We start from the raw sequence: 20,759 nt of genomic DNA, 5'->3' as shown, positions 1-20,759 counted from the left end.
ATTATAATAATTCAAAGTAATTTTTGGACATTGGTAGCACAAACAAAATATGCACTACCAATGAAATATTATGATTAACGCAATAAAACTAACTTTTGGTATGCGGTTGCTGTTTTTCCTTCAGTAGTTTTTGCATTTAATTTGTAAAAGTAAAGGCCTCTTCCCAACGGAAGACCGTCTGCAGTACAATCCCAGGGTATTTCAGTCCTGTTCGCATCAGGCAAAATATGTTGTTTAATTGTTTTAATCAATCTGCCGTTTGCCGTATAAATCAATATAGAAACATCCATTTCTTCTCCTTTCTGATTATGCTGGAAAACGAAAGTAGTATAATCCGATGCAGGATTCGGGTAATTATAAATATCACTTATAAAACCTTTGTCCTTGTTTTTTACTTCAAATGTAACGGTTCCTTCTCCTGAATTATTATACGTATCCCAGGCAATAACTTTCAGTGTATGCTTTCCTTCAGGTAAATTATACATCGGAAAATTTACATAACCATTGCTAAAATCATTTTGGACTGTTTCATAATAATTATTCATCACAAAAGGATTCTGAACATCGTCGTCCAAAATTGCTACTAAATCATGTCCGATGGAAGTACCTGATACATTAATACCGTTTTCGTCAAAAAGTTTAACGTATAACAAAGGATTAGGATCTGTAACGCCTCCATCTCTGAATTTATCGTTGTCAATATAAGGCTTTACTACAGGAGGCGTGTTGTCATCAACAGCATCATGGTTATAATCTCCGACCGTAAAATGATTGTCTATGCCTGCTGCATCAGTATTTTGTGTATTAGCATAATAACTAATTTTTCCATTGCCATAATTATAATTGATATCTTTCGGCGCTACGAAAGAAGCAGAAAATAACCCATTGACAACTGTTCCTTTCATTTTGGCAACAATGTTTGTCTGAAGATCGAATTCAGGAGTGGAGCCGGGGCCGGTTTGTTCGCTATTTACGGTGTGAATTCTTTTTACTTTGTCAAAAATGGTTATGTAAACCGGTCCGTTAAAATCCGTAATTATATTATTGTTAGCGTCCGTAACTTTTCCGGATAACAAGTATCGGCCTAATGCTTTGATCGTATCTGTAGGGGTAAGCACATTACCGTTAATAAATTCCAGTTTTACTGTCTCCACATTATGAACAGGCATTGCCATTTTCAAAGCGGGATCTCCAAGTACAACATATTTATGGTTATTGGAGAATCCGGATGTAAATGCATTTTTTGCTGTTCTTAATGCTTCACCTATCGTCCTCCATTTACCATTGCTATCCTTTGTGAACTGGGCATTTACATATTGCTGGCTTAATGCAGTATTCTGGCTTTGATAAACAGCCTGCGTTGTGGTAATCATCGCAATGGAACCACCGGTAGGTTGCAGCATCAGCTTTGTTCCGGCTGAAGGATGTACCTGGTCGTCAAATCTTCCGAAATCGCAGGTGGCCGTTACCATAACAGGAAGTTTGTTGATATTGGTCCAGTTACCGTAATCGTCAGAGGTTAAGATAGCCTCAGTAGCCCATCTGTCGGGGCTTCCATGCCCGCTGTAACTCATTAGGAAGGTGCCATTATAGGTTTGATCGTCAATTGCTTTATTCACCATCGGATAACGCCCGCCACTTGGAGTTGCTACAATCTGATAGGCATCTGAGTATATTTTGTAAACATTGTACACCGGAGTGCTGTCAACAAAAAATTCGCTTACTGTTTCGCAATCTCCCATGTGGTTCATTCCCTGATTCGGGTCTCTGTCATCTGCTACATAAGTTACCGTATTTTTCCACGGACCAAAAGAATTGCTGCTTACATAATTTTTAATTTTTGCAACAGCTTGCGCGGCTTCGGTTCTGTTATGTGCCGGAATACGTCCTGTTGCAACATCATTTGAACCATTATTGTCAATACTGGCACCATCGGCAAGTATTGCATAAAAGTCGTCGGAAGAATACGGAGCATCTGCATTCATACTTTCGTATGTTTCGTAGGTAGGTACAAAATTGGAAAACGGAGCTACTCTGTTTTTATAATCAAAGGAGGCAGCGCCAAAGAATAATACATTTTCAGGTATATCTGAACCATCGTCCTGTGCTCTGTCATAAAACATCTTGATAAAATTGCGGATACCTGCAATGTCCTGTCCGCCTGAAGAAAATTCATTATAGATCTTGTCAACCTGCACAACGGTTACAAGAATATTGTCTTTCTGCCTGTGAAATTCTGCCAGTTCATTGGCTGCATCCATAAAAGAATCGGGAGCAATAATAAGCAGGTTTGTTTGTGATAACCCATGAAGATCCTGATTAGGAACAGCGCCTATTTTGACAGGAGTCCGGAAATCGCTTCCGTCAAATGCCACAAGCTCACTCAATGTATGTGTAGGACGAATAACGGTATAAGTATTGTTGTTAAATGAACCATTTAATGCGATTGGTTTCAATGGATCTGAAACATCCCATACTTTTAAATTTGCGTTTGCGCTCTGAATATTATAGGCTGCATTCTGACCCGCAGGTTGTAAAAATGCCTGCCAATCCCTGAAATTGAATTGCGCATTTTGAAATTGCAACGATTTGCGATAATTCAATTCAATATAATCGATATAACCATTTCCTGAACCTGAAGTGCCATAAGTATAACTCAAGTTGAAGTTTCCTGATGGAGCTGTGAATTGATATGGCTCTGACACATTTCCAATCGGAACATTAGAGCTGTTGGGAGGTATTGTATAAGTTTTAACAGTAGTACCATTTACCTTCACAGCCATATTTGCATATTCTGAACAGTCGCTTGCTACTGCGCTTTTTGCTTTTACCTGTCCAGTAACATTTCCCAGGTTAAGCGTGAAATTCTGGCTTAAATAAGCGGAACTCAAAGAACTCATCCTGTTTCCCCACCATATTTTGCCAATCCTGTTAAGGTTAACGCTGTCATTTTCAATAAGCATGTAATCATCTACTCCTGTTACAGCATAATCGGCATTGCCTGTAGCGGTTTCCGTTTGAATACGTTTTCCCTGACCAATATCATAATTCAGGAAATAGTAACTCTGATTTTCGTAGTAGTTAGATATATGGTCAAAAAGATGGTTAGTGGTATCATTTTCCCATAAAATCGGGCCGTTAGCGTAAAATAATATATAATCGTTCGTGCCGAATGTATTGCCGGTGCTGCTTACATAAATGGCATTCTCAATAAGATCGTCCGGTTGCTCGGAAGATGCTTTTTCAGGAAGAACAGTGCCTCCGTTGCCATATACCCTGAAATTATTAGGATTAATGGATGCAGGATTAATGCCAAGGCTTTCGAGGAACTGATAAGTGATCTTATAAACACCTCTTGTCGGCGCTGCAATTTTAAACCAGGTTCCGGAAGCTAAAACAGAATTTTCAACGCCTGTAGGTTTTTGAGCTGTGTGATTATTGCTTCCGTCCTGAAATTCGGTTATCTCTAAATCATAACTCAGCAGCTGTTCTAACTGGCCGTTTACTTTTCTGAATACCGGGACATTTATAAACGCAAATTGTTTCTTGCGCTCACTTGTACGAATAACATCGGGTTCAAAACTATTGGAAGCTTTTGCACCTAAAGGCAATGATGCAACCGGTGTGGTTTGTATATTGGCTAATTTTACTAATGGTGTGCTATTACTTGTAAGGGTTATCTTTTGAGAAGCAATTCCCTGATTGGAAATATCTACATCACTGACTGTATGATGTAAACTTCTACTGCTTTGTTGCGCGTTCAAAGCAATATTAAATCCCATCAACAGACTTACACACAAAATAAATTTTTTCATTCCTATTCTTTTTAGAGCCCTTTATATTAGTTATAACGTAAAATCAGTACGTATAGTATATCATTAAAAGGCATTCAAAATTACGCTAAAAAAGACAGATACAAAGCAGAACTAAGTTGGTAGCATATAGACAAAAAATATTCTGTCACTTTAAGCAACAGGATTCTGTAAGACAAATGATTAGATATATTTATTAGTTGATAATTATACTTTTTGAAGAATATTTTTTACAGATTTTCTCAGTAATAAAAATAACAAACTCAATAACGCCAGAACCAACACTACGATAATCCATGCATCGCTGATGTTTAAATGAAGTTCTAATGTTTTAAGCCATTGCACCATAAAAACATGAATGCCAAATGCTATGATTGCTGCAACTATAACTGCAGAGCTTACCCAAGGCAGGAAAAAACGATTCAATATTTTTCTCAATTTACCCGGTGCATAACCAATTTGCTTCATCAATCGGATGTGGCCTGCTGCTTTTTGTACCGTTATCTCTATAAACAGAATAAAAGAAAGCAAAGCCATGCCAACTACAATAACAGCAATTGCTCCGACAGAAGTGACGATTGCCTGCACGATGGTTCTTATTTTATTCCAGCGTAATTGTTCTTCATTGGTAGTATAATCTTTTGTTTTTAAATAGGAAACAAATGTTTTTTCAGAAGGATCCTGCACTTTTAATATTAAACGGGATGGCTTATGCGTTGCAGTTACGCCATACTTTTTGTTCATTTCATCCATGAAATTCTGAGGCACCAATACGGAGCTTATTCTGTCAGTAAAACCTACAATCTGAGCGCGATACTTTTCTTTTCCTCTTGCAATGGATATTTCCAGAGGCAGTGCTTTGATGGATTGTTGGGAAAGCTGCGGTAAGCCCTGACTCAGCGCAAAACCATAATTATACAAATTCAGAAAGTCTGTGGACATTATAATAGGTAAAGATTGCTGACCAGATTGCCATGACCAGTCTTCCGGCAATACGTCCAGGTATTTATCGTCAGCAGAACCCAAAAACATTTCAGTGTAAAATCCAAGATGCCCACCCATACTTGCTGAAACAGGATAGTTATTGGAATTGAGCGAACCAACTTCATTTACGTTTTTTAAATGCTGTAATCCTTCAATGTCTGCTTGTGTAAATAAATTGTCTTCGGGATTTCGCATCATGCTTTCATTGGTAACTTTCTTGCCGATTACCAGATAAGAAGCCATGCTGTCTTCTTTCCCTTTATTGGAAAGGATGCTCCGGAAATCAAACCAGGCAAGGGCTGCAATGAAAAGCAATAGCAAACCGATACATAATGCAATCCATGATCCGTACATACGCATCTTTTGATTGCCCGGTCTTAATAATTTTAAAATGATTTTATCTTGCTGCACAATTGGAAATTAAATTCAGATATTAAATACTCAAAAAGTCGTTTTTAGAAGCTCATCATATTACCTAACGGCTGAAAGTAAAGATAAGCTTACTGTCATTATTATTTTCATCCGAAGCCTTGACGGTCAGGTTATGATTACCTGAATCACAATGTTCATCAAAAGTATAAATGTAAGTATCGCCCACACGAACAAAACGCAACCATTTTCCATCCAATTCTGCCCTGAAATTCTGTACAGAAGTAAGATTGTCCGTTACCGTAAACCGGATAGTTTTTGCCGTACCTAAGTCGCCTTCTTTTTGCAAAGGCTTAATTGCCGGCCCTGTTGTATCAATATCAACATAATAATTGCCGAACGTTTTTATTGAAGCTTTTGCCCAACCGTTTTCGAAGCTTGCAGCGGCAGCATCTTGCGGATTATTGCCGGGCAATGCTGCCGCTTTTACATGATGTATAAATACAAGTTTACTCTGCAAATAACCGGATATATTTTTATTGAGTTTCACCTTTAACATTGCTTCATTTTGCAACGGAACTTTGGTATTCATTAACTGCACTGCTTTTGAAATTCCCTTTTTAGAATCTTCTTCTGAATATTTGAAACATATATTGTCATACAAAGCGGCAGCATTGCATTGGAACGAAAGTGTTTTTGTGTTTATGGAATGTATTTCACTTGTTCTCCAATAATTGCAATTGCCGGTTTTGGTGGCCAACGCCAAATTGCTGACGGCATCAAATTTTATGGTAGCATTATTTCCTAAAACATCAAATAATTCAATCCTTATAGCATGCTTTTTATCAGCACCTAACATCAATTCACCGTTATATTTATTGAGAAAAGTGTAGTTGCTCAATTTATTGCCTGATGTTTTAAATAAAGTCTGATACCACCCTTTATTTTCCTCTTTCAATTTATAATCGGCAAAAGCATTCACGTATCTGTTTTCGTCAAAGTCAATGTCATTTAGCTTCCATGCGGCTTGCAACGAATCGTCCATGTATAATTTCATTTCATAAACCCCTAATGTATTTGGGCTGCCGTTCATATAATCGTCCGCTTTAACTGCTATTCTTATTGAACCTCCTGCAATATCCACAGGTTTCAATGTCGTGTAAATTTTGCCAACCTTTTTTAGAGGAAATATTTTGAGGCTCTGTTCATAAATGTTTTGTGAATTATATATAGCAATACTTTTAGCAACCGGGGCTATATTATCTTCATAAGGAATGCCAAACAAAGCAGCATTCAGCACGTGTTCCGTTTTTGTATCTCTTATTTCAAAATGCAGATGCGGCCCTGTGCTGCCACCCGTCGTACCGGAATAAGCAATGAATTGCCCTTTCTTAACGGGAAATTGTTGTGGCGTAAGGCTGATATCCAGATTCCATGATTCTTTGTTGTATTGCTGATTCAATACATAAGTTTGCAAAGCCGGAAAGAAATCATTGAGATGACCATACAGCGTAGTATATCCGTTTGGGTGTGTTATATAAACAGCATTTCCGTAACCGCTATGAGAAATGGATATGCGACTTACATAGCCATCTGCTGCGGCATAAACATTCATATTTTCCTGTTCATTGGTTTTTAAATCGAGGCCTGTATGAAAGTGATTGGGCCTGCATTCTGCAAAATTTCCGGCAAGCCTTACGGGAATATCTAAAGGGTTACGGAAATAATTCCGGGGATAATTATTTTGTGCATTTAACGATATTACAGAGAGCGTCAAAACCAATACTGAAAAAAAATGCTTCATATTCAATCAATTTTTTAAAACGACATCCATTTAGCTGAAAAATACAAAGAAGTCAAGTTTTCAAAACTTGACTTCTTTGATACTTGATAAATTAAAATAATTCCTCCAGATGTCTTTCCAATTCATATTCCGTAGTTATTAAAACATCTCTTGGTTTACTGCCCGATGCACCACCGACGATTCCGGCTGCTTCCAGTTGATCCATAATTCTTCCGGCCCGGTTGTAACCAAGATTGAATTTTCGCTGTAACATGGATGTAGAACCACTTTGTGAGTTTACAACCATACGTGCGCACTCTTCAAACATTTTATCTCGTTTGGATAAATCCACCGATTCTTTTTCGACTCTGTCATCTTCCGCACCTTCATATTCGGGTAATTCGAAAGCAGAGCTATAGCCTTGCTGATTACCTATAAATTCTACAATTCTTTCAACTTCGGGTGTGTCAACAAAAGCACATTGGATACGCAATAATTCACTGCCGTGAGAAACCAGCATATCTCCACGGCCAATCAGCTGGTCTGCACCGCCTGCATCCAGAATGGTTCGGCTGTCTACTTTTGCAGAAACTTTGAAAGCCATACGGGCAGGAAAATTCGCTTTGATAATACCGGTGATAACGTTGACAGACGGACGTTGTGTAGCAATGATGATATGAATTCCGACAGCACGCGCTAATTGCGCCAAACGGGCAATCGGCATTTCCACTTCTTTTCCGGCAGTCATAATCAAATCCGCAAACTCATCTATTACCAAAACAATGAATGGCAAATATTTATGGCCGTTATTAGGATTTAATCTGCGTTTGATGAATTTGTCATTGTATTCTTTAATGTTTCTCGCACCGCCATCTTTCAATAATTCATAACGGTTATCCATTTCAATACACAATGCATTAACGGTATTCACCACTTTTTTGGTATCGGTAATAATCGGCTCTTCTTCATTTGGAAGCATGGCCAGATAATGCTTTTCGATCAATCTGTAAATGGAAAGTTCCACCTTTTTAGGATCAACCATTACAAATTTTAATTGCGACGGATGTTTTTTATACAGCAAAGAGACAAGAATAGCATTGATACCAACCGATTTACCCTGACCTGTGGCACCGGCCATCAATAAGTGCGGCATGGTTGCCAGATCGACAATATAATTGTCATTGTCAATTTTCTTACCCAAGGCAATGGGCAGGCTCATCTTATTATTTACAAACTTATCGCTTGCAAGCAAAGAGCGCATAGATACGATCTGCTTATTGGTATTGGGTACTTCTATACCAATGGTACCTTTTCCGGGAATAGGAGCAATGATACGAATGCCAAGCGCAGCAAGATTTAGCGCAATATCATCTTCCAGATTCCTGATTTTTGAAATACGCACACCTTCTGCAGGAACAATTTCATATAGTGTAACGGTTGGGCCGACTGTTGCTGTAATACGTTGAATTTCTATACCAAAGCTTCTTAAGGTAGAAATGATTTGGTTTTTATTTTTTTCCAATTCCTCCCTGTCAAATGAAATAGCGCTTTGCTCCATTTCATCCAACAAATCTAAAGTCGGAAATTTGTAGTTCGGCAAATCTAAAGAAGGATCGTAAGGTTCGCCGCTCTGAACTGTGATGTGTGCTCCGTTTGCTGGTACTTTCGCCGGTTCTTCCACGGTTTTTATTTCAAAATCAAGACCTTCTTCATTTTCTTCGGTTTCCGGCATTTCCTCCTTCAATGAAATATCTTCTTCAAGTTCATCTGTCAGGAAAAGTGCTTCCTGCGGGAGTTCTAAATGAATACCGCCTTTATTGATTTCCAATGTCTTGTTGGATTCTTCCATTGGTTTTTCAATCATTGTCATTTCCAGATCTTCCGGCTCATAATCTTCTTCAGCCTGTAATCCGTTAATTTCAAACTCGGGTTCTTTTAGCTTATTATTGCTATTGCCCGCAATAGTCATCTCCTGTTTGTCTTCTTTGGCCTCTGGCTCAGGCTGATAATTTTTATATCCCTTAAATTTCTCTTCTGCTTCTTCATTATTTTTCTTTTCATCGGTGCTGAACGGCACATCTTCTACGTCCACTCTTTTAGCGGGAATAAGGCTTTTGGCACGATGCAATAAGGGTTTGATATCCCATTGAAATACAATGAATGCAAAAAAACAAAACACGGTTACCAGCATGAAAATGCTTCCGGCTTTGCCTATAAAGCCGTTGCTCCAATTTACCAAACCATTGCCTAATGCACCTCCTAACGGAAATGAACCTGATGCGAACGTAAAGGAAAGGAACGGGCAAAGGAATAAAAAGCCTAAAGCCATCCAGCGTATCCATTTTCCGGTTTGAATAATTTTACTGCCATTGATGAGGTTGACGCCCCAGGCTCCCAGCCATACTGTAAACAGCAGAGATGCAATACCAACGCCTTTAAAAACCAGTAAATGTGCTGCTGCAGCACCTAACCTGCCGCACCAGTTTTCAACGGGGCTTTTATCATGAAACAAAAAATTAAAAACCCCTTGAGAGGATATTAAATTATTTTGATCTTCCTGCCACGTAAAACAATAACTAATAATGGAAAGCGTGAAAAAACTTCCCAACAGCAAACAAATAAAACCTATTGCCAGACGAATATTTCTCTTTCTTATGGCAGGGTCAACAGTTTTGCCGGCCTTAGGAGCTGATTGTGCTTTCTTAGTTGTGTTTTCAGTAGGTTTCTTCGTTTTCGTTGCTGCCATTTGTTCTTGTAATATCCTATTGTAATTATTGTAAAATACGGACAGGCAAAAGTAATCTTAATTCTTATGAATATAGATAGAATTCATCGGGCCATTGTCGGTCGGATACATGCCACAATTAGCCTTAACTTTGCACCTGTTTGCGAAAATATTGAATTGTTGGATTGCATTTGAATCCTGAAAAATATTGGCAAACGTTTAGCTATTTTATTGGCAATTTAAATATAATTTATTTTGGAACCTAAGAAGGGCGGTGGTTTTACTTCGTTAAAAAGAATTTTTGTTTACACATTACCTTATCGTTCAAGGCTGGTCACCAGTCTGGCCCTGGCTATAATTCTTGCTGTACTGGCACCGGTACGTCCTTATCTCATTCAGTATTCTGTTGATAAATTTGTTATTCATAAGATGCTGGCGGCTTTGATTGATATAACGCTTATCCAGTTAGGGATCTTACTGGCAGAAAGTTTATTGCGTTTTGTGTTTATGTATATTACAAACTGGCTTGGACAAACGGTTGTGAATGATCTGAGGCAAGACGTATTTAAGAAAATCATTCATCAGAACCTGTCTTATTTTGATAATACCCCTATCGGAACGCTGACGACCAGGACGGTCAATGACATTGAAGCTATTAATGATATTTTTTCCGAAGGGCTTATTTCTATTATTGCAGATGTATTGACTATCATTGCTATTATCGCTATCATGTTCTACACCGACTGGAAATTAACGCTTATAAGTCTTGCAGCTTTTCCCTTGTTAATTCTCGCAACTTATTTTTTCAAAGAAAGCGTAAACAAATCTTTTCATCAGGTGCGGAATGCAGTAGCAAAACTGAATGCTTTTGTGCAGGAGCACATAGCAGGAATGTATGTGGTACAGGTGTTTGCGGCTGAAAAGAGGGAACAGGAAAAATTTACTGAAATCAACAAGGACCACCGTGATGCCAACATCAAAGCCATCTTTGCTTATTCCATATTCTTTCCTATAGTTGAAATTATTCTTGCCATTTCTACGGGTTTGTTAGTTTGGTATGGCGCTTCGCAAATGTTAGATATGCATGTTACGCAAGGCGTTATTATTGCCTTCATCATGTATCTCAATTTGCTGTTTCGCCCGTTGAGGATGCTTGCGGATAAATTCAATACATTGCAAATGGGATTGGTGGCAGCAGAGCGTGTTCTGGTAGTTTTGGACAGTCCTGAATTTATGCAGGAGAATGGACACCTCAAACCTGAATCACTGGAAGGTAAAGTTGAATTCCGGAACGTTGAATTTGAATACAAAGAGAATGTTCCCGTTTTACGTGGTATTTCTTTTGAAGTACAACCGGGCCAGACTGTTGCATTGGTGGGCCATACCGGAGCCGGAAAATCTTCTATTATCAGCATACTGAATCGCATGTATGAAATAAAGTCGGGACAAATTCTTATTGACGGGCATGATTTGAAAGATTATGATATTGAATATCTGCGCCAGCATATAGGCATTGTATTACAGGATGTCTTTTTGTTTTCCGGAACTGTTTATGAAAACATAACTATGCGAAATGATGCAATTACTTTAGAAAAAGTAATTGAGATATGCAAGCTGCTTGATATTCATAATTTCATTATGCAATTGCCTGATAATTATCATTTCAATATCAGAGAACGCGGCAATATGCTTTCTCAGGGGCAGCGCCAACTATTGTCATTTGCGCGTGCGTTATTATACAATCCGTCATTACTGATACTTGATGAGGCAACTGCTTCAGTAGATACTGAATCTGAAATTTTAATTCAGAAAGCTATAGAAAAATTAATTGCCGGAAGAACTGCAATTGTAATAGCACACAGGCTTTCAACCATCAGAGAAGCTGACCAGATTATTGTCCTTGAGAAAGGAGTTATTATAGAAAAAGGTACACACGATACTTTATTATCACAACAAAGCGTTTATCACAAGATGTATACCACAGCAATGGCACAGGAGCAGCAGTTGTCTTAAAAATTACAATAGTTAATTATATATATCTGCCTTTTTTTTGTGGTGTGGAGAACTTTGTTTTATTTTGATATTAAAGTATAAATTATAATGAAATATTGCCTTTTAGGTTGGTTGTTTTTATTGAGTTTTTATAGATCAGATGCACAAAGTATTTATGGCCTTGATCCTAACGGCAATAAAGATAACATAGGAATTTTTACCTCTTTATCTTTTAGTTCTTCCGCTTCCCTGATTCACAATACGTTTGGATATTCCAACACTGGAAAAGGGGCAATCAGTACAGTCCCGGTCATTGGCATTTATTATCAGAAAGGAATTGGCAATAGATTGTCGGTAAGAGTCGGCTTTTCTTTAGGGCACATGTCTAATGCATATAAATATGCTTCTGAATATGATAGCATCGGATTGGATTATCAACCGAGAACTAAAGCAGGGTTTAATAAATATGAAAAGACCAAAAACCCGACAAGCTTTGTGCAGCCGCAGGTTGAATTGGGCTACATTTTCGGACCTATTAAGGATATGTATTTAATAGAAGTGAGAGCAGGTGTTGGTCTGCAGACATATTTGGGTCATAATGGCGATTCGGTAAAAGTTTCAGGTGGTACTGTTACGGAAAGAAAAATGGCTTATACCTACAAATACTATTTTGCTCAAAGCGCCGTTTATGGTAATCCGGGTGTTTTCGGAAGTGTGGTGGGTAATATTTACGTGGGCTTAAAATGGCAGAAAACAGACAATGAATTTCTAAACAAATTCTCATTGGGTATCCAGGCCACATTGCCAATGTCTAACTCGAATGCTGGCTATTCGTTGATGGAATATAAAGATGAAAATTTCAATACAGTGGGGCAGCAGAAGATTTACTTAAGTCAGTTTAGCTTTGGTATCAGGGCTGCGTTCAACCTTCTTTAATAAAGAAAGCATATTGGCAAATTGAATATTGGTATGTTAAAAGAACATTCATAATTCAGGAGATTTTTAAAGATTAGTATCTTTGGTGCATGGAAGTAAGAATCATTTTATTTGTAATTATTATTTATTTTGTTGTACGATTTGTAAATCGATATCTGATGCCGATTCTGAAGATTACAAAAATGACGCATCATCAGATGGGCGAAATGCGCAGGAAGATGGAAAACATGGAACAACAGCAACAGCAAAAACAATCCAAAAGAGTAGATGGAGATTATATTGATTACGAAGAAGTGAAATAATATATTGTTATTCTACTTTTGGATTTAAACAATCATAAAAATATAAAGCGGTTACATTTTGAAATGTAACCGCTTTATATTTTTATGGTAAGAAGGATTTACCTAAGAACCAACTTATATTCATTAATCATTTTTTGTAAATTGATAAGGGCGTAACGCATTCTGCCTAAAGCTGTATTAATACTCACACCGGTAATTTCGGCAATTTGCTTATAGCTCATTTCGCCATAAATACGCATCACCACAACTTCTCGTTGCTCTTCCGGAAGATGATCAATTATTTGTTGAACACTAAACTCTGTTTGCTGCCGCATGATACGCTCTTCAACATTCTCTTCTTTCATCGGTAGCAAAGAGAAAAAATCAGTCCCGTCAGACAAAGTAATCCGTACTTGCTGTTTAATTCTTCTGAAATGATCAATACAAAGATTATGCGCAATCCGTAAAGCCCAGGGTAAAAACTTTCCCTGTTCGGAATATTTATCATTCCTGATGTTGTTCACTATTTTCAGGAATGTATCCTGAAAAAGATCTTCTGCTACATATTTATCTTTAACCATAATGTATATGGAAGTATAAACATTACTTTGATAGCGATGAACCAATTCGGTTATTGCTGCTTCGTCGCCAAGGCGGAATGACTGTACTAAATCTTGGTCTGAATGTTGCTTCAGGCTGTTTGTCATATGGATTGATTCAACAATTTTAAACAATAAAGCGTCGTGTGTGCTTGCGCAGTAATTGATTTTAAAAAAATGTTGTAAAAGTATGAGCCTATAAGCGTTTAAGGTTTGAGGTGGCAAATATATACTATTCAGCAAATGAAAAGTTAATTAATGAATAATTTTCTTTTTATGCCTTTTGTCAACAATATAGACGAAGCGGCACATCTTGCCGTTGGGTTTTAAATAAATAAAATTATTTTAAACTTATTTTTTGTTGTTAATCAATTTTTTATTGTTTTTTTCTTTAAAGAAAAATTAGCAATTACCGGAAAGTGGTCAGATAAGGCAACATTAGGTCTGTTATAGCCCTCTATTTGTAATGCTTCATTATCGTAGAAAATGTAATCAATGCGAAGAGTGGGCGATATGTTTCTGTAAGTTCTTCCTAAGCCTGCGCCTTTTTCAACAAATGCGTCCCGCAAATCACCCTTTACTTTGCTATAAACATAGGAGCCCGGCACATCATTAAAATCACCGCATATGATAACAGGATAATCCATTGTCTTCTTAAAAGAATCGATCTTATTAGCCAGACCTGCGCGACTGGCAGAAGCATTCCTGAGTTTTTTTAATAATGATTTTGATTGATCTTCATCCTGTGCTTCTACACCCTTTTGTTTTACATCCGAAATATAATCCATTTCTTTTCTTCCGAAACCAACAGACGTCAGGTGAACGACATTCAAACAGAAAATGTTATTACTGTCAACTACGACCTCAACACCGAGCATTTTTTTGTTCTCGCTATGTATTTCATAGTGTTGTTCATTTCTTAAAGGATATTTTGAGAAAATGGCATGACCTACATTTATCATATCAGTTTTAGATGCATTAGAAGTGATCATTTCTTTTCTGTTAATATTTTCGGTAACCAATTTTACATACGGATAACCTAATTTTTGCAGAATATCAGTATAAGGTTCTGTTGGTTCTTTTGAATCCCAATAAAACTCTTCCAGACAAAGAATATCAGGGTTTTCATCTTCAATCAGTTTCAGGATTTTTGCTTTAGAAGCCTTGTCTTTAGTCCACTCGCCAAGGTCAAACATGTGTACATTCCATGTCATGACTTTCAAACCTGTTGTTTCTGCAGACGATATATTATTCCTGCCAAAATAATTTAAACCGATTAACGGCCTGCAAACGCTCCAGCAAATTGCAATAGCAATAATTGAAAATAAAGCCCTGAGTTTCTTTTTTGTAAATAACCATAGAAAAATAAAGGCCACATTACCGAAGGCTGCAAAGAGGCAGGTAAAGCTTATCAGGCTTAATGAGGTAGGGCTATTGCTCGGATCGTGAAAAGATACCCATTTGCATAACAGCAACCATATAACAAATATGGTATTGACAGCAACGTAGGTACTGCGGATAAATTTAGGGAATGAAAAGGATTTCTTCAACGTTTAAAAGCTGTATTATATTTACTATTGTCATAGGCCTTATCGGCCGTAAATATAACAAGGAATATCTAGCTTTCCTTACTTGCTTTCATCAAAGTCTCTTTTTCTTCGGCAGTAAGCGAATCATAACCCTTCATGTTTATTTTGTCCAGGATAGAGTCGATGGAATCTTCATTGGATTTCGGCTTGGGTTGCAATTGCCTGAAAGTTTCCTGCCTTTTACGTTGATGATATTTTTCGTTGTATTCCTCAGGTGAAAACCAGCTTTGAATCTTTGATGAAATACCATAAAGGATGCCGCCCGGCTGATAACCTGATTTCAATAATTTAATATAGGTAAAACCCACTAAAGCCCCACCGGCTGCCAATATCAGCATGTTGTAATTTCCATTTGAAAATACACCTATATTCAATAATAAAAACAAGGCAAGTATTGCCCATAAAGGAATAGATAATCTTTCTCCTAAATAGAATTTGTATTTCGGTGAAAGTGTAATCGCTCCTATTGCAAAAGCTGTAATGCTTGGCAGGGCCCCTAAAGCCATTGTACTGCCGGGTATATCGGGCCAGATAGCCGTAACGCCTAAATAAATACAGCCGCTCAGGATATATGAAAAGATGAAAAGCGGAATGATTTCTTTATATCCAATCAATGTTTGTATTACAGAACCGAAGCAGTAAAGCCAAAGCATATTGCTTAACAGGTTGAAAAAAGCCGCAAATATAGTAGGACCAGTATGCGCCCAGGGATAGGTAAGCAAAACCCAGGGTTTATGAATGAATGCTGAAAATGGTTGTAATGCTATGTGCGGACTGATTACATTACTAAAACTGACTGTTTCAAGAGAACCATTAACCAAAATTTGCTGGCCGGGTGTAATAACAATAATAATAACGCAAATAATATAAGAAAGGATAAATCCGATGGCAGATGCAAGAACAAGCTGCATTAGTGCATTTTGACCATAATTCGACAATTTATTCAAGTTACCTCTGCTGAAAGCTGTTTTCATAATCTCTGTTCAAAAAAATCTATAGCAATTTACTTATAATTCAAGAATATTTTCATTACTAAACATTAATGAATTACTAAAGTTCCCGATGTTGGAAATTTAATTTTTAATAACGGACAAAACGTTTTGATTTCTTCCAAAACAAAAGCAGCAGATACGCAAAAATCATACCGCCAATATGTGCAAAGTGCGCTACATTGTCTGCCGGGTTATTTCTGATGCCTGAGAATAATTCAATAGCTGCATATATCGCAACAAAATATTTTGCTTTGATTGGGACGAAGAAATACAAATAAATCATTGCATCCGGAAATAAATATCCGAAGGCAAAAAGTAAACCGAAAATAGCTCCTGATGCGCCTAACATCGGACTGACCATAGGGAAGGCTTGCTTTGGGCCATATTTTGTAGCGACAAGCTGGTCAACAATTTGGTGTTGTTGCAAATTGCTTAACTGGTGAAACCATTGGATATCCGCAGCATTTTCCCATGTAAAAACCAAAGAATAGCATATTGCCGCACCGATGCCACAAACGAAATAAAATATTAAAAACTTTTTGGGTCCTAAGGTATTCTCAATGGCACTTCCAAACATCCATAACGCAAACATATTAAACAGCAAATGCGTGATATTTGACTGATCATGCATAAACATGTGCGTAACAATTTGCCATGGCTTAAACAATGGCGAACTCCAATGAAATAAGGCCAGATAATAATCTAAATCGACAATGTGCGTTTTTTGCAGGATATAGGTTGCAGCATATACCAATACGTTTATAATCAAAAGATTCTTAACTACTGGGGGCAGAATCTGGAATCCGCCCGGACGGTATTCATTCATGGAAAAAGCAATTCTGTTAATTTGAAAAATTTCCTTTCAGCCGTCAAAATTAAGGAAAATACACGCGTGAATATGGAATGATTCTATAAGGCCTATCGGCGATACCTTTAATTCTTTCAGGAACTGATTTTCATGCTTCTGATTGAAATATTAGGTAAATAAAGGACTAAGTTCTGAATTACTCAACTAAATTTGCGGCTTACATATGAAAGCACTTTTATTAGCTGCCGGATTAGGCACCCGGCTCAAGCCATTTACAGATAATCATCCGAAAGCATTGGCACCTGTAAACGGTCATAGCCTTCTGGAAATTAATATCCGTAACCTGCAAAGATTCGGTATTTATGATGTGGTAGTGAATGTGCATCATTTTGCTTCGCAGATTGTAGAGAAATTACAGCATGAAAATGGTTTTGGAAGCAGGTTTCAGATTTCTGACGAAAGTGACGAGGTGTTGGAAACAGGCGGCGGGCTAAAAAAAGCAGCTCCTTTCTTTAAAGATGAAAAAGATTTTCTGGTGATGAATGTTGATATGCTGACCAATGCAAATCTGAGAGAAATGATTCAACAACATCAGAAAAACGACACTTTGGTAACCTTGGCCGTTCAGCAACGTAGCTCTTCCCGCTATTTTCTATTCGATGATGAGATGCAATTAAAAGGGTGGGAGAATGTTAACACAGGAGAGCGTAAACCAGCTATAGCGGAAGATTCTGTTAAGCAATATGCTTTTAGCGGGATACAGATTTTGGATCAGGATATTTTTTCAAAAATCAACAGACAAGGTAAATTTTCTTTAGTAGATATTTATCTTGATTTGTGCGTTACTGAGAAAATTGCAGGTTTAGATCATTCGGGCGATTTGCTTTTGGATGTAGGAAAACCTGAAAGCCTGATAAAAGCTTCTGAATTATTTAAAGACATTTTTTAAACTGCACAATTTCTCAAAATACCCGGCATGAACGACAGGCAATTATTTCAAAAGCATTTGGCGCCAACATCTTTAGAACCTATGGCATTGCCCATAAGCAAGGCGAAAGGCAGTAGTTTGTTTGATGATGAAGGCAATGAATATATTGATTTGATTGGAGGCATCAGTGTTTGCAATGTAGGGCATTGCCATCCAAAAGTGGTAGCAGCCATTAAGGAACAGGCAGAGAAATATTTGCATGTTATGGTTTATGGTGAAGTAATTCAGAGCCCGCAGGTGCAATATGCAGCTTTGTTGACACGGCATTTACCTGAAACACTTAATTCTGTTTACTTTACCAATTCCGGTGCAGAAGCAGTGGAAGGAGCCATGAAGCTGGCTAAAAGAGTTACCGGCCGTACGGAAATATTAGCTTGTCACAATAGTTATCATGGTTCTACACAAGGTGCTTTAAGTATTATTGGCGATGAATACTGGCGCAATGCTTATAGGCCTTTATTGCCGGATATACGTCATGTCTGGCATAATGATTTTGAATCTCTTCGATATATAACTACAAAAACAGCCTGTATTATTCTTGAACCGGTACAGGCTGAAGGCGGCGTGTTGGTTCCAGACACAGCATGGATGAAAGCTTTACGCGAAAGATGTGATGAAACCGGAACTTTATTAATACTGGATGAAATACAGGTTGGTTTTGGAAGAACCGGCAGCCTTTGGGGCTTTACACAATTTGATATCATTCCTGACGTTCTATTGTTAGGAAAAGCGCTGGGCGGTGGTTTGCCTTTGGGGGCTTTTATTGCATCTCAGGAGAAAATGGTGTCTTTGGCAGATAAGCCTGTATTGGGTCATATTACGACCTTTGGTGGGCATCCATTGAGTTGTGTGGCCGGAAAAGCAGCAATGGAAGCGCTTTTAGAAGAAAAAATGCCGGACGAAGTTTTTAAAAAAGAACAATTATTCTTGTCTTTATTAAAACATCCGGCAATAAAAGCAGTAAGAAGCAAAGGGTTAATGATGGCAATAGAGTTGGCAGATTTTGAAGTGGTGAAAAATGTAATTACCAATTGCCTGAAAGGTTATGAATTGGAAAACGGCATGAGCAGAGTATTTACAGACTGGTTTTTGTTTGCTCCCAACTGCATTCGTTTGGTGCCACCCTTAAATATTACAGAGGCGGAAATCAGGAAAGCATGCGCTGTATTGATTTCTGCTATTGAAAAAACATCTGATATACATCAATAAAAGTAATATTTAGCAATAGTTTAGGAGTATTGACTAAACGTTTTGCGATGCTAAAGGTCTATGTATTAATTGAACAATATTTTTCTTAAAAAAAGGCAATATCATGAAATCTCTTAGCAATCGAATGACGACAATAATGAGCGTGTTTGCAGGTGTTTTTTTACTATCAATGAGCATCACACCACTTGTAAGAGCACAATATAATAATAACGATTATAACGATGACGCTTACCAAAACTACGATGACGGTTATGGCAATAATAGTTATGGTAATAACGATTATGGTTACAGCGCTTATGGTGATTACCGTGAATTCTACAATGATTTAGCACCTTACGGACAATGGCTTTCTGACCCTCAATATGGATATGTCTGGGCTCCTTACGGTGGTAATAATTTTCGTCCTTATTATACCAATGGTTATTGGGTAATGACAGAATACGGAAATACTTGGGTTTCAGGTTATCCATGGGGTTGGGCTCCGTTCCATTACGGTCGTTGGGCACAAAGCAGTTATTATGGCTGGATTTGGATTCCGGGTAATACATGGGGACCTGCCTGGGTAAGCTGGCGTCAGGGTGGTGGTTACTATGGATGGGCGCCAATGGGTCCCGGAATAAGTATTTCCATTTCTTTTGGCTCAGGATTTAACATTCCTAATCCATGGTGGACATTTATTCCTTGCGGAAATATATATGCACATGATTATAGTAATTATTACGCTCCCCGCCGTACTGTGAATATCATTAATAATACTACCATCATTAATAATACCTATATAGATAATCGTTCCCGTAATACTTATGTAAGCGGCCCACGCAGATCTGATATTGAAAATGTTACGCACAGACCTGTTAGTGTCTATAAAGTAAATAATGCATCTGGTAGAGGCGCTAATCAGATTGCAGGTAATAAACTTAATATTTACAGACCAACAATCGGAAGAGTTTCAAATACCGAAGTTGCAAAAATTGCACCTGCAAAAGTTAAAAGATTAGATGCATCTGTAGTTACAAATCCCGGTGGAGGAAAAGCACCTGCCAGAACACCGGTTTCAATACAACAACAAGTAAAAACCGGCAGAAATGTAACATCAGGTTCGAATCAAATGCAGTTGAAAAACAGTCAACAATTGCAACAAATCCAACAAACACGTTCAACGCAGCAGGTTCAGCAGCAAAGAGTACAACAGCAACAAGCACAGCAAAGAATACAGCAGCAGCAGGTTCAGCAACAACAAGTGCAGCAACAAAGAGTACAACAGCAGCAAGCACAGCAAAGAGTACAGCAACAACAAGTGCAGCAGCAACGAGCACAACAGCAGCAAGCACAGCAAAGAATACAGCAACAGCAGGTACAGCAGCAAGCACAACAACAAAGAATACAACAACAGCAAGTGCAGCAACAGAGAATGCAGCAACAGCAGGTTCAACAGCAACAAATGCAACAACAAAGGATGCAGCAGGAACAAGCACAGCAAATGCAACAACAGAGAATACAGCAGCAACAAATGCAACAACAGCAAAGAGCGCAACAACAAATGCAACAGCGTGTTCAGCAACAACCTGCTCCACCACCTCAACAATCGGAAAGGAGCCAGCAACCGGTAAGAATGGCTCCGGCACCCAACACGAGAAGGTAGTAGTAAATAAATGTATATTTTGATTTGAAAGAAAAAAGAGCCTCAAAAGG

The 20,759-nt window shown here is 37.9% G+C and carries 14 protein-coding genes; 6 read left to right on the top strand and 8 right to left on the bottom strand.

All coding sequences use genetic code 11. From position 1 onward, the window contains the following. Positions 1–74: 74 nt before the first annotated feature. From porU to F0919_RS05695, 4 genes are all read right to left on the bottom strand, one after another. A complete protein-coding gene (porU, locus tag F0919_RS05710) occupies positions 75–3,815 on the bottom strand; it encodes a type IX secretion system sortase PorU (RefSeq protein ID WP_150031744.1) in 3,741 nt (1,246 codons plus the stop codon). A gap of 204 nt (positions 3,816–4,019) precedes the next feature. Then, positions 4,020–5,207 (bottom strand): hypothetical protein, encoded by a 1,188-nt coding sequence (locus F0919_RS05705; RefSeq protein ID WP_150031743.1) that lies wholly within the window; start codon positions 5,205–5,207, stop codon positions 4,020–4,022. A gap of 64 nt (positions 5,208–5,271) precedes the next feature. Continuing rightward, positions 5,272–6,969, bottom strand: coding sequence for a M23 family metallopeptidase (locus tag F0919_RS05700; protein ID WP_150031742.1), 1,698 nt, complete (start codon positions 6,967–6,969; stop codon positions 5,272–5,274). Between the two features lie 91 nt (positions 6,970–7,060). Continuing rightward, positions 7,061–9,694, bottom strand: a complete 2,634-nt coding sequence (locus tag F0919_RS05695; RefSeq protein ID WP_150031741.1) for an FtsK/SpoIIIE family DNA translocase — start codon at positions 9,692–9,694, stop codon at positions 7,061–7,063. A gap of 234 nt (positions 9,695–9,928) precedes the next feature. Here F0919_RS05695 and F0919_RS05690 point away from each other — a divergent pair, with 234 nt between their 5' ends. The 3 genes from F0919_RS05690 to F0919_RS18410 all read left to right on the top strand — a co-directional run bounded on the left by F0919_RS05690 (position 9,929) and on the right by F0919_RS18410 (position 12,903). Further along, positions 9,929–11,686 (top strand): ABC transporter ATP-binding protein, encoded by a 1,758-nt coding sequence (locus F0919_RS05690; RefSeq protein WP_235903461.1) that lies wholly within the window; start codon positions 9,929–9,931, stop codon positions 11,684–11,686. Between the two features lie 87 nt (positions 11,687–11,773). Next, entirely contained in the window at positions 11,774–12,601 is an 828-nt protein-coding gene (locus F0919_RS05685) for a hypothetical protein (protein WP_150031739.1), read from the top strand. Between the two features lie 158 nt (positions 12,602–12,759). Further along, positions 12,760–12,903 (top strand): hypothetical protein, encoded by a 144-nt coding sequence (locus F0919_RS18410; protein WP_190277279.1) that lies wholly within the window; start codon positions 12,760–12,762, stop codon positions 12,901–12,903. Between the two features lie 98 nt (positions 12,904–13,001). On the opposite strand, the gene F0919_RS05680 is transcribed toward F0919_RS18410, so the two are convergent. From F0919_RS05680 to F0919_RS05665, 4 genes are all read right to left on the bottom strand, one after another. After that, positions 13,002–13,589, bottom strand: coding sequence for an RNA polymerase sigma factor (locus F0919_RS05680; RefSeq protein WP_150031738.1), 588 nt, complete (start codon positions 13,587–13,589; stop codon positions 13,002–13,004). A 260-nt stretch (positions 13,590–13,849) separates the two neighbouring features. Continuing rightward, positions 13,850–15,031: an endonuclease/exonuclease/phosphatase family protein gene (locus F0919_RS05675; RefSeq protein ID WP_150031737.1), complete on the bottom strand. Its 1,182-nt coding sequence runs from the start codon at positions 15,029–15,031 to the stop codon at positions 13,850–13,852. Positions 15,032–15,099: 68 nt separating this feature from the next. Next, entirely contained in the window at positions 15,100–15,981 is an 882-nt protein-coding gene (locus F0919_RS05670) for a rhomboid family intramembrane serine protease (protein WP_190277278.1), read from the bottom strand. Positions 15,982–16,150: 169 nt separating this feature from the next. Beyond that, positions 16,151–16,888 (bottom strand): rhomboid family intramembrane serine protease, encoded by a 738-nt coding sequence (locus tag F0919_RS05665; RefSeq protein WP_150031735.1) that lies wholly within the window; start codon positions 16,886–16,888, stop codon positions 16,151–16,153. Positions 16,889–17,093: 205 nt separating this feature from the next. On the opposite strand from F0919_RS05665, the gene F0919_RS05660 reads away from it, so the two are divergent. From F0919_RS05660 to F0919_RS05650, 3 genes are all read left to right on the top strand, one after another. Then, the gene (locus F0919_RS05660; protein WP_150031734.1) at positions 17,094–17,819 is read left to right on the top strand and encodes a nucleotidyltransferase family protein; all 726 of its coding nucleotides are present in this window, start codon (positions 17,094–17,096) and stop codon (positions 17,817–17,819) included. A gap of 27 nt (positions 17,820–17,846) precedes the next feature. Beyond that, complete coding sequence (locus F0919_RS05655; RefSeq protein ID WP_150031733.1) at positions 17,847–19,067, top strand: aspartate aminotransferase family protein; 1,221 nt, start codon at positions 17,847–17,849, stop codon at positions 19,065–19,067. Between the two features lie 103 nt (positions 19,068–19,170). Continuing rightward, positions 19,171–20,709 carry a DUF6600 domain-containing protein gene (locus F0919_RS05650; protein WP_150031732.1) on the top strand — a complete coding sequence of 513 codons (1,539 nt, stop codon included), beginning with the start codon at positions 19,171–19,173 and terminating at the stop codon, positions 20,707–20,709. The last annotated feature ends 50 nt before the right edge of the window (positions 20,710–20,759 follow it).

Source organism: Taibaiella lutea, from assembly GCF_008629695.1.
GTDB lineage: Bacteria > Bacteroidota > Bacteroidia > Chitinophagales > Chitinophagaceae > Taibaiella > Taibaiella lutea.
This window is presented reverse-complemented; position numbering and strand designations above follow the sequence as displayed.